This window comes from Pseudomonas fluorescens group sp. PF-1 (genome assembly GCF_054481335.1).
This window is the reverse complement of the sequence record NZ_JBTMNG010000002.1, coordinates 963,763-977,707: the sequence shown is the minus strand read 5'-3', so window position 1 is coordinate 977,707 and position 13,945 is coordinate 963,763. Positions and strand designations below refer to the sequence as shown.

Genomic DNA, 13,945 nt, shown 5'->3' with positions numbered 1-13,945 from the left:
GATCCTGAATTGACGACAACTTTCTGACTTTACCCGCCCGGACCAAACCGCTGGCGATAACAGAATAACTGTTCAGATTTTGTTCAATTCAGCCTTTATCCAGTCATCGAGAGCGGGTATCATGCCAACCCTTTTTCGAACTCTCATGATCCGGCCCCACAACAGGGAAGTCCTATGTCGGCGGTACGCATCGGCCCATACACATTACACAACGGCTTGATTCTCGCCCCAATGGCGGGCGTCACCGACCAACCCTTTCGTCAGCTGTGCAAGCGACTGGGCGCGGGGCTAGTAGTCTCCGAGATGGTCACCAGCGACATGAGTTTGTGGAACACCCGCAAGTCGCGCATGCGCATGATCCACGAAGGCGATCCCGAGCCACGCTCGGTACAGATCGCCGGTGGTGACGCACAGATGCTGGCGGATGCGGCCCGGGCCAACGTCGAGCTGGGCGCACAGATAATTGATATCAACATGGGCTGTCCGGCAAAAAAAGTCTGCAACAAGGCTGCCGGCTCCGCACTGTTGAAGGATGAGGCATTGGTTACCGAGATCCTGCAGGCCGTCGTGGCTGCGGTTGATGTGCCGGTGACCCTGAAGATCCGTACCGGCTGGGACCGGGACAACAAGAATGGCCTGACCGTGGCGAAGATCGCTGAACAGGCGGGCATTTCGGCGCTGGCGGTCCATGGCCGCACCCGTGCCGATCTGTACACCGGTGAAGCCGAGTACGACACCATCGCCGCAATCAAGCAGGCGGTGTCGATGCCGGTCTTTGCCAATGGCGATATCGACTCGCCAGAGAAGGCCCGATACGTGCTCGATGCGACCGGTGCCGATGGCCTGCTGGTTGGTCGGGCCGCCCAGGGACGGCCATGGATTTTTCGCGAGATCGACCATTTCCTGCGAACCGGCGAGAAGCTCCCGGCGCTGGAACTGATCGAAGTGGAACGCATACTGCTAGAGCATCTGGCTGCGCTTCACGCCTTCTACGGAGACGTGATGGGCGTACGCATTGCTCGAAAGCATGTGGGCTGGTATCTCGCAACCTTGCCGGGCGCCAGGGAGTTTCGCGCCCACTTCAATCGTTTGGAAGATACGGAAGCACAATGCGCCAACGTTCAGGGCTTCTTCGCAGAACGTTACAAGAGCCTGACAGGGGACGGAGAGGGGGTGGCCGCATGACGATGATGACCGAGACTTTAGTGAGTGGAACAACACCCGTGAGCGACAACGTGAATTTGAAACAGCACCTCAATACCCCGAGTGAAGAAGGCCAGACCCTTCGCGGGAGTGTCGAGAAAGCGCTGCACAATTATTTCGCCCACCTTGAGGGCGCTGCCGTCACGGATGTGTACAACCTGGTGCTCTCCGAAGTCGAGGCTCCCCTGCTCGAGTGCGTGATGAACTACGTCAAGGGCAACCAGACCAAAGCCAGCGAGATGCTCGGGCTGAACCGAGGCACGCTGCGCAAGAAACTCAAGCAGTACGATTTGCTGTAAGCATTCAATCAAACCAGAAAGGCGCCCGCGTAAAACCGGTCGCCTTTTTTGCTGACTCCTTTGCTTTTGATGGAAATTGAAATGACCGACCAGACTACCCGCCTGCCGATCCGCCGCGCCTTGATCAGCGTTTCCGACAAGACCGGGATCCTCGAATTCGCCAAAGAACTTGAAGCACTGGGCGTCGAGATCCTCTCCACCGGCGGGACGTTCAAGCTGCTGCAGGACAACGGCGTTGCCGCAGTGGAAGTCGCTGATTACACCGGCTTTGCCGAAATGATGGACGGTCGGGTGAAAACCCTGCACCCGAAAATCCACGGCGGGATCCTGGGTCGTCGCGGTATCGACGACGCCATCATGAACGAGCACGGCATCAAGCCGATCGACCTGGTAGCAGTTAACCTCTACCCGTTCGAAGCCACCATCAACAAGCCAGGCTGCGACCTGCCGACCGCGATCGAAAACATCGACATCGGCGGCCCGACCATGGTTCGTTCGGCAGCGAAGAACCACAAAGACGTGGCCATCGTGGTCAACGCCAGCGATTACGCCGACGTCCTGGAAAACCTCAAGGCCGGCGGCCTGACGTACGCCCAGCGTTTCGACCTGATGCTCAAGGCCTTCGAACACACCGCTGCCTATGACGGCATGATCGCCAACTACATGGGCACCGTGAACCAGGCCGCTGATACCCTCAGCACTGAAGGTCGCAGCGAATTCCCGCGCACCTTCAACAGCCAGTTCATCAAGGCCCAGGAAATGCGCTACGGCGAGAACCCGCACCAGAGCGCGGCGTTCTACGTGGAAGCCAAGCCTGCCGAAGTCGGCATCGCCACCGCGACCCAGCTGCAGGGCAAGGAACTGTCGTACAACAACGTGGCCGACACCGATGCCGCGCTGGAATGCGTGAAGAGCTTCGTCAAGCCAGCCTGCGTGATCGTCAAGCATGCCAACCCGTGTGGCGTGGCCGTCAGCCCGGACGCCGAAGGCGGTATCCGCAAGGCCTACGACCTGGCCTACGCCACCGACACCGAATCCGCTTTCGGCGGCATCATCGCGTTCAACCGCGAGCTGGATGCTGAAACCGCCAAAGCCATCGTCGAGCGTCAGTTCGTCGAAGTCATCATTGCCCCGAGCGTCAGCGAAGAAGCCCGCGCCATCGTGGCCGCCAAAGCCAACGTACGCCTGCTGGCCTGCGGCGAGTGGTCGGCTGACCGCTCGGCGGCCTGGGACTACAAACGCGTCAACGGTGGCCTGCTGGTGCAGAGCCGCGACATCGGCATGATCAGCGCCGACGACCTGAAAGTCGTGACCAAACGCGCACCGACCGAACAGGAAATCCACGACCTGATCTTCGCCTGGAAAGTCGCCAAATACGTTAAATCCAACGCCATCGTCTACGCCAAGAACCGTCAGACCATCGGTGTCGGCGCTGGCCAGATGAGCCGCGTGAACTCGGCACGTATCGCCGCGATCAAGGCAGAACACGCTGGCTTGCAGGTAGCCGGTTCGGTAATGGCTTCCGACGCATTCTTCCCGTTCCGCGATGGTCTGGACAATGCGGCCAAGGCCGGTATCACTGCGGTGATCCAGCCAGGCGGCTCGATGCGTGACAACGAAGTGATTGCAGCCGCCGACGAAGCCGGCATCGCCATGGTGTTCACCGGCATGCGCCACTTCCGTCACTAAGTACACGATCAACTGTGGGAGCTGGCCTGCCAGCGATAGCATCCCCTCGGCTTAGCTGATAAACCGAGTTGCCTGCATCGCCGGCAAGCCAGCTCCCACAGAAAAGCACCTCTGCGGTGCTCAACAGAATTAGCGTCATCCGAGGTTTTTGAAATGAATGTTTTGATCATTGGCAGCGGTGGCCGTGAACACGCCCTGGCCTGGAAAGTGGCTCAGGATCCGCGTGTGCAGAAGGTTTTCGTGGCTCCGGGCAACGCCGGCACCGCCATTGAAGCCAAGTGCGAGAACGTCGCCATCGATGTGCTGGCGCTTGAGCAACTTGCAGACTTTGCCGAGAAAAACGTTTCCCTGACCATCGTCGGCCCTGAAGTACCGCTGGTCGCTGGTGTCGTCGATCTGTTCCGCTCCCGCGGCCTCGACTGCTTCGGCCCGACCGCCGGTGCCGCTCAACTGGAAGGTTCGAAAGCGTTCACCAAGGACTTCCTGGCTCGCCACAAGATCCCGACCGCCGACTACCAGAACTTCACCGAGATCGAGCCAGCCCTGGCTTATCTGCGTGAAAAAGGCGCGCCAATCGTGATCAAGGCCGATGGCCTTGCCGCTGGTAAAGGCGTGATCGTTGCCATGACCCTGGCCGAAGCCGAAGACGCCGTACGCGACATGCTGGCGGGCAACGCTTTCGGCGACGCCGGCTCCCGCGTGGTGATCGAAGAGTTCCTGGACGGCGAAGAAGCCAGCTTCATCGTCATGGTTGACGGCAAGAACGTCTTGCCGATGGCCACCAGCCAGGACCACAAACGCGTCGGTGACGGCGATACCGGCCCGAACACGGGCGGCATGGGTGCCTACTCCCCTGCTCCGGTGGTCACCAACGAAGTGCATCAGCGCGTCATGGACCTGGTGATCTGGCCGACGGTTCGCGGCATGGCCGAGGAAGGTAACGTCTACACTGGTTTCCTGTATGCCGGTCTGATGATCGACAAGGCTGGTAACCCAAAAGTTATCGAATTCAATTGCCGTTTCGGCGACCCTGAGACCCAGCCGGTCATGCTGCGCCTGCAGTCGAGCCTGGTACTGCTGGTCGAAGCAGCCCTGGCCCAGGCGCTGGACAAAGTTGAAGCGCAATGGGATCCACGTCCGAGCGTCGGTATCGTTCTGGCCGCTGGCGGCTATCCAGGTGACTACGCCAAAGGCGCGGCCATCAAAGGCCTGGACGCAGCCGCGACACTGGAAGGCAAAGTCTTCCACGCCGGTACTGCACTCAAGGACGGACAAGTCGTGACGGCCGGCGGTCGGGTGCTGTGCGCCACCGCCATGGGCGCAAGCGTCGATGCCGCTCAACAGCAGGCATACAAGCTGGCAGCCAAAATTGATTGGGAAGGCTGTTTCTATCGCAAGGACATTGGCTACCGTGCCATTGCCCGCGAGCGTGGCGAAAATCAGGAATAAGCTACCCATTCAGCCGGGCAAGGGCTTCGAGCCCTTGCCTGACTATTCCGGCGCCGCGCATAGTTATATTCTGGCATCAACCTACGAAGGGATTTCGCCGTGCGCTGGCTCAGGATTGCCATAGGTTTTACCGTCACTCTGCTGACCTTGCTCTGCATGCTTACGGCTCAGGCCGCACAAGGCAGCGGCTGGTCCGTTTTGCTCGACGAACAGGGCGACCTGCAGCTGAGCGACATCCGTTCCACACGCTATACCAATCAATTCAGCCCTATCGAACTCGACGAGCTCACCGCCGCCGAGCCCGAAGGCGCACTCTGGCTGCGGTTCCGGCTTGCTCCCGGCAAGCATGAACAGTTGCTCCGGGTGTTCGCACCCGATTTGCTGCACTTCAATATGTATGTGCTGGACGGCGACAAGCTGATCGAGCAATCGAAGACAGGCAGCGAACAAACCAGTACCGATCGACCTTTGCCCAGCAGCGACCTGATGCTGCCGTTGCCGCAAAGCGACAAGCCTCTCGACGTTTACCTGCGGCTGGTTTCCGAACACCAGCTACGCCCTTACATCACCTTGCAATCAGCGGTCATGACCGCAGCCAACCAGAGCCAGACGCTGATCTACGGCCTGCTGTTGGGCTGCATTGGCATGCTGATCCTGCACAACCTCATCCGTTACGCCTACACCCGCTCACGCAGCAGCCTGTGGCTGGCGGCATCCGAAGGCTGCCTGATGCTCAGCCTGGTCCTGCTGTTGAACCTGGCCGGCCCCTGGCTTGCGGAGTGGCAAGCGGTGAAAACCCCTGGCGCGTACCTCGCCTTGTTGCTGACGGCACCCTGCGGCCTGATGTTTGCGCTACGCTTCTTCGCCCCCCTCGGTTTCCACCCGCTGAACAAAGTGATCGCGGGCGAAATTCTGTTGATCGCGATCTCAGGGCTGCTACTGCTGTTCGTCAACACGCTGCCGTTGAACTTCATCACCTACGGACTGGTGGCCCTTGCAGGCTTGACGATGCTGTTCGTCAGCGCCTTCCACTGGCAGAAAGGCTATCGCCCGGCGCGGCTGTTCGTGGCCGCCATGGTGGTGTTCAACCTCGGCGTACTGATCATCCTGCCTGCCCTGCTGGGGCTGACCCACATCGAACCCCATGGCCTGATCACCACCCTGCTGGCATTCATTTGCATCAGTGGCCTGCTGATGAGCATCGCCTTGAGCGAGCGCCAGCGCAGCATCACCGAAGACCGCTTCAGCATCAGTCGCGACCTGGCCGCCAGCAACGCCGAAATCAACGCCAAGGCAGAGTTTCTGGCGAAGATCAGCCATGAGATCCGCACCCCGATGAACGGCGTACTGGGGATGACCGAGCTGTTGCTGGGCACGCCACTTTCGGTCAAGCAGCGCGACTACGTGCAGACGATTCATAGCGCCGGCAACGAACTGCTGACGCTGATCAACGAAATTCTCGACATCTCCAAGCTCGAATCCGGACAGATCGAACTGGACGATGTGCAATTCGACCTCAACGCCCTGATCGAAGACTGCCTGAGCATCTTCCGCGCCAAGGCCGAACAGCAGAACGTCGAATTGATCAGCTTCATCCAGCCTCAAGTGCCGCGGGTCATCAGCGGTGATCCGACACGTTTGCGCCAGACCCTGTTGAGCCTGGTTGAAAACGCCCTTAAAAAGTCCGATGAAGGCGAAATCCTGATCGTCGTCGCGCTCGACGAACGCAGTCCCAAACCACGCCTGCGCATTGCCGTACAGGACAGCGGCGAACCCATGGACGCTGAAGAGCGTGACGCGCTGATGCACGCCGAATTGCACAGCAAGCATTTCCTCTCGACCAACCGGCTGGGCGGTAATCTGGGCCTTGTCATTGCCCGTCAGTTGATTCGCCTGATGCACGGCGAGTTCGGCATCAAGAGTGGCACCAACCAGGGCAGCACACTGTGGCTGACCTTGCCGCTGGACCCTGACCGTCTCGAACACCCGACGTCCGACCTCGACGGTCCTTTGCAGGGCGCACGGGTGTTGGTGGTGGACGACAACGACACCTGCCGCAAAGTGCTGGTGCAGCAATGCAGCGCCTGGGGCCTGAACGTCAGCGCCGTACCCTCCGGCAAGGAAGCGCTGGCCTTACTGCGCACCAAGGCGCACCTGCGCGACTACTTCGACGTGGTCCTGCTGGACCAGAACATGCCCGGCATGACCGGCATGCAACTGGCCGCCAAGATCAAGGAAGACCCGAGCCTGAACCATGACATCCTGCTGATCATGCTCACCGGCATCAGCAATGCGCCGAGCAAGATCATCGCACGCAACTCAGGAATCAAACGCATCCTCGCCAAACCCGTGGCCGGTTACACCCTCAAGACAACCCTGGCCGACGAGTTGACCCAGCGCAACAAGGGCCTCGCCGTGATGCAGCAGCCATTGGGTCCACCTCTGCCGATCAAGGTCCCCAGCGATTTCCGCATTCTGGTGGCCGAAGACAACAGCATCTCGACCAAGGTCATCCGCGGCATGTTGGGCAAGCTCAATTTGCAACCGGACACCGCCAGCAATGGCGAAGAAGCCCTGCAGGCCATGAAGGCCCAGCGTTATGACCTGGTACTGATGGATTGCGAGATGCCGGTCCTCGATGGCTTCTCGGCCACCCAGCAATTGCGTGCCTGGGAAGTCGGCAACCAGCGCACTCGCACGCCCGTGGTGGCATTGACCGCGCACATTCTCGCCGAGCACAAGGAGCGCGCGCGCCAGGCCGGCATGGACGGACACATGGCCAAACCCGTCGAATTGTCGCAATTGCGCGAACTGATCGAACACTGGGTTGCCCAGCGTGATCAACAAGACCGCGCCACGACCCCAACGTCCTGAGCCGACAGACCCCGCAACGCCTGATAGACTCCCCTCCTCGACTTCCCTCGCCAGTGAGCCTGCACCATGCTTCACGTGTTGTTCAGTGTTTACCTGAAGATGCTGGTGCTCTACAGCCCGTTCTTCGTATTGTCCTGCTTCATCAGTCTCACCCGCGGTTACTCGCGCAAGGAACAGCGTCGCCTGGCCTGGAAAGTGGCAATCGCCACGCTGGTTTCCAGCGTCTTGCTGTACCTGTTCGGGAGAGTGATTTTCAGCGTCTTCGGCATCACTGTGGATGCGTTCCGCATCGGTGCCGGTAGCGTGCTGTTCATCTCGGCACTCGGCATGGCGCAAGGCAAGTCGGCAGTGCAAACCGACAACGTGCAACAGGACGTGACCATCGTCCCGCTGACCATCCCGCTGACGGTCGGCCCCGGCACCATCGGTGCCTTGCTGGTCATGGGTGTAAGCCAGCCGCACTGGGACGACAAGCTCACCGCAATCCTCAGTATTGCCCTGGCCAGTTTCACGGTCGGCGTGGTGCTGTACCTGGCCAATCATATCGAGCGCATTCTCGGCGATCAGGGATTGCAGATCGTCAGCCGGTTGATGGGGTTGTTCGTGTGTGCGTTGGCGGCGCAGATTATTTTCACCGGGGTCAAGGGCTATCTGATTCCTTGACTGGCACCGCCCGCTCCGCGACTTCACTCGGGAGAGATAACGCCAGCATCAATCAACGAGCCATTTTTCAGACGGGCCAGAGGCAGCAGATGCCTCTGACCCTTTCGTGTTACTTGCGACGCCTGAAACGCTTGACCAAAATTTCCTTTCGATGCTCGCCAAGATACTCTTCAATGTCCGCCCTTATTTCCGCATATCGGGCAGGATTGAAGGTGACGAACGACTTCCCGTGAAAAATATCCAGCGAGGAAGTTTTCCAGTCGACAAACAGCACGCCCCCCTCACGGCCTCCACCTTGATGATCAACAGCGGCTAGCGCAACCAGGATAATTCCATTAGACATTTGTTCGCAGGGAATCGTGGACAAACGTACGCCTTTAGCACTCTTCGCCCCTATATTCAGCAAGTTAATGGCTTCAGGCTCTTTCTTTAGTGCGTCCAATGTAGAGTTCGCGACCGCACTAAGCACCGCGGCGCCTGGGAAGGCCGCTTTGGCCGCCTCGACGGCAGCCCGGACAATATCAACCATGACATTATCGATTTCCAGCTTCAGCGACATTGCGCTGTACTTCGAGTAGCCTTTATCTGGAACAAAACATCCCAGGTCTTCCATGCACGTCGTAAAGGCGTGATACCAGGCCTTGGGATCTTTATTTCCTGGAACTTCGTAATTAGCCTCCATTTTCGACATGGTGATCAAGTTCTCGATAATCGCCATGTTCTCAATGCTTATCTTGTCACCATAACCAATCAGGCTATTGCCGAGCACCAGTGCATCCAGCTCTTTTGTTGGACTCGTTGCAACCGTCGACGGCACCGACCTTTTAAGCCGCTTGCCTGCCACGGCTTTTTTGCGTCTTTCAACGCGCGCCCTTACCAGATCGATACGTTCAGAAACGCTTAAAGAACTTTCAAACTCACTCACAATAATATCCTTTTATTTATTAATAACCGCTCCCTCCCGGAGCGAATCAAATCTAACGCGACCACACTCAACCAACAACCATAACTAAATACAACATATGTAGCGCGCATCAAATAATCATGCACACAATTACGACCACAACAAAAAGCTCACAAAACAAACCGGACCGCCACCGAACAATAGTTCGGGCGATCCGGGGTTATTCGATACAAAAAATGAAGCCGTTATTATCGGGCGGGATTGAGCTTATCGCCGTAGCTACGTGGCGTGTACACCCAGGTACTACCGCCTGGGCGAGGAATCACACGAGTCGTCGAGGAGCCAATGAGCACCATCGTTCGCATGTCCACCTGATCGGCAGTCAATTGCCCGAGTGTCGTCACCCGCAAGGTCTGACCCGGGCGACCGATATCGCGCCCCAGCACGACTGGCGTTTCAGGTGTGCGATGCCTGGCGACGATGTCCAGCGCCTGCCCCAGCTGCCAAGGGCGCGAGCGCGAGATCGGGTTGTAGAACGCCAGGGCCAGGTCCGCCTGGGCCGACAGATCCAGGCGCTTTTCGATGATCGACCAGGGTTTGAGGTTGTCCGACAGCGACAACACGCAGAAGTCATGACCCAGCGGTGCGCCTGCTTGTGCGGCAGTTGCCAGCGACGCGGAAACGCCCGGCAGGATCTCAAGATCGACGTTGTGCCAATGGACGTCCGTAGACTCGTCGAGCGCTTCCAGCACGGCGGCAGCCATGGCAAAGACACCCGGATCGCCAGACGACACCACCACCACCGACCGCCCTTGGGCCGCCAGTTCGAAGGCGTGGCGAGCGCGCTGCATTTCTTCACGGTTGTCGGTGCAATGCAGCACTTGATCAGCCCGGAATGGCCCGGCCATGCGCACATAGGTTTCATAACCCAGCACATCGTTGGCACGCGCCAGTTCGGCCTTCACCGCCGGGACCATCAGCTCGGCCGCACCGGGCCCCAGCCCGATCACGGCCAGGCGCCCACGAGGTCGGCCGATCTGCAGCGGGTCCACTGGCTGTTCGGCGATCGCTACGCTGATGGTTTCATCGCCAGCGATGGAAACAGCCTGCCCGATGGCATCGCGGGCCAGCTCGCTGAGCGTTCCAACTGCGCTGGAAAAACGCAGGGGGACGCCCAATTCGAGTGCGGCTTCACGCAGAGCCGGGTCAGCCATTTCCGTGTCGGCAGCCAACAGGCAGGCCAGCGATTGCCGGGCAATATTGGCCTGATGCAAAACATCACCAATCACCTTCGGCAAATCCGCAACGCCGGGCCTTACCGCGACCACCACGCAACGTGGATAGATCAGCAGTTCATTGGCCGCGACCGCTCGCTCGGCATGGCCGACATGAACGGTCAACCGCGCCTGCCCGTCCTCAGGCAACTGCGCCTGCGCCAGCCAGGGCGCCGAACCTTCGATGCGCACCGTTTCACCGGCCAGCAAATCGGAGACGAAACGCTTGCCCAGCTCCAGGTCACCCAAGGCATAGCCGCTGGGTGGATTGAGCAGGCAAGTGCCAAAACGCAGCTCGCCACTGGTGGTGATCGCAGCCGCCACCTCGAGATGAGCGGCGATCTCTCGCGCCAACACATTCACCCCGCCCAGGCCGCCGAGCAGCGGCACCACTGCGCTGCCGTCTTCGGCCACGGCCAGCACCGGCGGCTCACTGCCCTTTTCCAGTAGCAGCGGCGCCAGTGTACGAATCACGATCCCGGCCGCGCACAATGCAATGATCGGCGTGTCTTGCCGATATAGATCGCGCAACGTCGCACCGAACTCGCGATAGAGACAGTCCGCGCCTTCAACCCGTTCGGCCAGGCCGTGGATCAGCGCATCCGGGTAGAGTTGTTGAATCTTGCGCGCGGTCGCAAGGCTGCCATGGCCGAGTATGACAATCGCCGGAACTGGACGGGGCATCAGCCTTGCCACCTTTCGCCGGGAACGATGATCAGCGAGAAATACGGCGAAGACATCGGCTCGACCTCATCCAGCGGGACGATTTTCTGATTGGCCATGGTCGCGCGCTCGACGTACAGCGCGCGCTCGGCCAGACCGAGCTCTTCCAGAACCTGGCGGACCTTGGGGAAGTTGCGCCCCAGCTTCATGATCACCGCCGCGTCTGCATCGGCCAGGCGACGCTTGAGTTCATCGTGCGGCAATACACCGGACAACACCGACAGGCTCTGATTGCGATACACCAGCGGCGCCCCGAGTACCGAAGCACCGCCGAGCATTGAGCACACGCCTGGCACGACTTCGGCGTCATAGCGCTCGGCCAGGCGATCGTGCAGGTACATGTAAGAACCGTAGAAGAACGGATCACCTTCGCAGATCACCGCCACGTCCCGACCGGCATCCAGGTGCGCGGCCAGTGTTTCGCCAGCGGTATCGTAGAAGTCGCTGATCACTTGCTCATACGACAGCGGCGCGGGCAGTGCCTCGGTGGTCACCGGGTAAACCAGCGGCAGCAGGGTTTGTGCATCCTGCAAATGGGCCTCGATGATGCCAAACGCATTGCCCTTTTTTCCCTTGGCGACGAAGTACGCCACCACCGGCGATTCGCGCAGCAGACGCAGGGCTTTGACGGTAATCAGTTCAGGATCACCCGGGCCGACGCCGAGGCCGATCAAACGTCCTGGTTGCTGCATCATTCGATCTCCGTGGCGAGGGCATTGACGGCGGCCGCGGCCATGGCGCTACCGCCCAGCCGGCCTTGCATGATGACGAAGGGCACGCCACGGCTGTCGGCGGCAAGCGCTGCCTTCGATTCGGCGGCCCCGACGAAGCCCACCGGGAAGCCGAGGATCAGCGCCGGTTTCGGTGCTCCGGCGTCGAGCATTTCCAGCAGATAGAACAGCGCGGTCGGCGCATTCCCGATCACCACCACACTGCCTTCCAGATGCGGGCGCCACAGCTCCAGCGCGGCGGCGGAGCGGGTGTTGCCCAACTCACGGGCCAGCTCCGGAACGCTTTCATCGCGCAAGGTGCAAATCACCGGGTTGTTCGCCGGCAAGCGCGCACGGGTGACGCCTTCGGAGACCATCCGCGCATCACACAGGATCGGCGCACCGGCCGCCAGCGCATCGCGTCCGGCCTTGCCCGCGCCTTCGGAAAACTGCAAACCGTCGATGGCATCGACCATCCCGCAGGCGTGAATCACCCTCACCGCGAGTTTTTCCAGATCGGCCGGGATTCGCGCGAGGTTGGCCTCGGCGCGAATGATCGCGAAGGAATTGCGATAGATCTCCTGACCGTCGCGGATGTAATCAAGCATCTAGGGGGCTCCGTGAGCGGGCGTCGAGCAAGGCGCCGACCGCGTCGATAGTAAGGTTGCGTGCGTGCAAGGCGCCGAATCCCGGCTGCGCTGCATCGCGAAAATAGAGGTCGTAATGACCGGGAGAAACGGCCAGCAAAGTGACCGGAGCAATATGCGCGGCAGCACAGGATCGTGAGCAACCGCTCAAGTGCACCTTCAATGCATGCCCATGGCGTTGCAGCAAAGCAGCCAGTTGCAACGCGTCCGCCTTGGTGTCAGCCAGGCCTTTGCCGCAACCGCTGGATCCGGTACAGGCGATCAACCGGGACAATGGTTGAGCGCTTGCGCATAACAAGCCCAATGACTCCAGGCGCCGGATGACTTCAGCGGCGTTTTCCTCATGGATATTGGGCAGCAGCAAACTCTGCCAAGGGGTGAAACGCAGGCTCGAGTCGCCGAACGCTTGCGCCAGTTGCGACGCGCCTCGGAGCATATCCGGGGTCAGTCGGCCCAGCGGCGGCAAGGCGCCGATGTACACCAGGCTCGCCTGTGCCTGTGGGTGCGCGCCAATGTGCAGAAAGTCCGGGCTCACGCGGCGTTGCCAGCCAACAACGGGATTGATTGGCAACTGTGCCTGCAGCCGGGCGAGGAACGTGGCGACCGGGTATTCGGCCAACAAGTGGCGCATTCGCGTCTGATCGGGTCGTGCGAGCTCAAGAAACAACTCCAGCACCGCCACCACCAATGCGTGACCATCGTCCAGCCTCACCGCACCGAGCGCAGCATCCATGGGGGTGCCGGCCAGGCCGAAGACGAGCCAATGGGTGCCATCCTGCTCTGTCGCGCTCAGCCACAGATCATGAGGGTGCTCCAGCATTGCCAGCGCTTCGCCGCCATCGATTTGCACAGCAAACTTGGCGCTCAGATCGTGGAAGCGTGCATGAGTTTGCAGCGTGTCCAGCACCTGCTCCGCCAGTGCGCGGGTGTCGAACAACATCTGAGGGTCTATCCCGGCAGCCGGGCTGAGCATCAGATTGCGTACATCATCACCCTCGGCATGGCTCGGCCCCAATCCAGCGGCGAGCAAGCTGTCGATCAACGCCGCCGTTTCGCTGCCAATCCCGCGAATCTGCAGGTTGGCGCGGTTGGTCGCCTCGATCACCCCGGCGGCATATCGTTCGGCGCCCTCTGCCACGGTGATCGCCTGCCGGGCCTTGATCGAGCCACCGCTGAGTTTGATCCGGCAGATACCACCGTCCAATGCCTGGACGACCCGCAACAACCCGGGACAGGCCGAAGGGCGCAAAAGGGTGGGTTTCTGATGTGGATTCACAGGATGACCGGTACGAGATGAAGGGCAGCATTATGCCTGCTTTGTCTGGCCGGATGAAAAGCCCGCGCAGATTGACGACGAAAAGCGATCCCGGGGCCGGTTTGCGCTGTTCGAGCCTGCATTGCGCATGGGCAATTCATTCAGGCAATAACGCCACGATAACGCTTAACAGCAAGAATCAAATTTATAACCCGCCATCATTTCAACGACCGATGATTCTTTGTAGTTTCATCA

The 13,945-nt window shown here is 60.0% G+C and carries 11 protein-coding genes; 6 read left to right on the top strand and 5 right to left on the bottom strand.

Going from position 1 to position 13,945, the window contains the following annotated elements:
- Positions 1-174: 174 nt before the first annotated feature.
- The 6 genes from dusB to ACX3YD_RS19090 all read left to right on the top strand — a co-directional run bounded on the left by dusB (position 175) and on the right by ACX3YD_RS19090 (position 8,177).
- Positions 175-1,185 carry a tRNA dihydrouridine synthase DusB gene (dusB, locus tag ACX3YD_RS19115; protein ID WP_047536969.1) on the top strand — a complete coding sequence of 337 codons (1,011 nt, stop codon included), beginning with the start codon at positions 175-177 and terminating at the stop codon, positions 1,183-1,185.
- Positions 1,182-1,502 carry a DNA-binding transcriptional regulator Fis gene (gene fis / locus ACX3YD_RS19110; protein WP_015093301.1) on the top strand — a complete coding sequence of 107 codons (321 nt, stop codon included), beginning with the start codon at positions 1,182-1,184 and terminating at the stop codon, positions 1,500-1,502. The genes dusB and fis overlap by 4 nt, the downstream gene beginning before the upstream one ends.
- 81 nt (positions 1,503-1,583) lie before the next feature.
- Positions 1,584-3,191, top strand: coding sequence for a bifunctional phosphoribosylaminoimidazolecarboxamide formyltransferase/IMP cyclohydrolase (purH, locus tag ACX3YD_RS19105; RefSeq protein WP_458960766.1), 1,608 nt, complete (start codon positions 1,584-1,586; stop codon positions 3,189-3,191).
- 153 nt (positions 3,192-3,344) lie between these two features.
- Complete coding sequence (gene purD, locus ACX3YD_RS19100) at positions 3,345-4,640, top strand: phosphoribosylamine--glycine ligase (RefSeq protein ID WP_047536961.1); 1,296 nt, start codon at positions 3,345-3,347, stop codon at positions 4,638-4,640.
- A 99-nt stretch (positions 4,641-4,739) separates the two neighbouring features.
- Positions 4,740-7,514 carry a hybrid sensor histidine kinase/response regulator gene (locus tag ACX3YD_RS19095; protein WP_458960765.1) on the top strand — a complete coding sequence of 925 codons (2,775 nt, stop codon included), beginning with the start codon at positions 4,740-4,742 and terminating at the stop codon, positions 7,512-7,514.
- A 66-nt stretch (positions 7,515-7,580) separates the two neighbouring features.
- Positions 7,581-8,177 carry a MarC family protein gene (locus ACX3YD_RS19090; RefSeq protein ID WP_047536956.1) on the top strand — a complete coding sequence of 199 codons (597 nt, stop codon included), beginning with the start codon at positions 7,581-7,583 and terminating at the stop codon, positions 8,175-8,177.
- 109 nt (positions 8,178-8,286) lie between these two features.
- On the opposite strand, the gene ACX3YD_RS19085 is transcribed toward ACX3YD_RS19090, so the two are convergent.
- From ACX3YD_RS19085 to cobG, 5 genes are all read right to left on the bottom strand, one after another.
- Positions 8,287-9,102 carry a hypothetical protein gene (locus ACX3YD_RS19085; protein ID WP_458960764.1) on the bottom strand — a complete coding sequence of 272 codons (816 nt, stop codon included), beginning with the start codon at positions 9,100-9,102 and terminating at the stop codon, positions 8,287-8,289.
- 227 nt (positions 9,103-9,329) lie between these two features.
- Complete coding sequence (gene cobJ / locus ACX3YD_RS19080; protein ID WP_458960763.1) at positions 9,330-11,039, bottom strand: precorrin-3B C(17)-methyltransferase; 1,710 nt, start codon at positions 11,037-11,039, stop codon at positions 9,330-9,332.
- Positions 11,039-11,770 carry a precorrin-2 C(20)-methyltransferase gene (locus ACX3YD_RS19075; protein WP_458962064.1) on the bottom strand — a complete coding sequence of 244 codons (732 nt, stop codon included), beginning with the start codon at positions 11,768-11,770 and terminating at the stop codon, positions 11,039-11,041. Before ACX3YD_RS19075 ends, cobJ begins: the two co-directional genes overlap by 1 nt.
- Positions 11,770-12,396 carry a precorrin-8X methylmutase gene (locus ACX3YD_RS19070; RefSeq protein WP_047536952.1) on the bottom strand — a complete coding sequence of 209 codons (627 nt, stop codon included), beginning with the start codon at positions 12,394-12,396 and terminating at the stop codon, positions 11,770-11,772. Before ACX3YD_RS19070 ends, ACX3YD_RS19075 begins: the two co-directional genes overlap by 1 nt.
- On the bottom strand, positions 12,389-13,711 hold the full coding sequence (cobG, locus tag ACX3YD_RS19065; RefSeq protein WP_458960762.1) for a precorrin-3B synthase: 1,323 nt from the start codon (positions 13,709-13,711) through the stop codon (positions 12,389-12,391). Before cobG ends, ACX3YD_RS19070 begins: the two co-directional genes overlap by 8 nt.
- Positions 13,712-13,945: the final 234 nt, after the last annotated feature.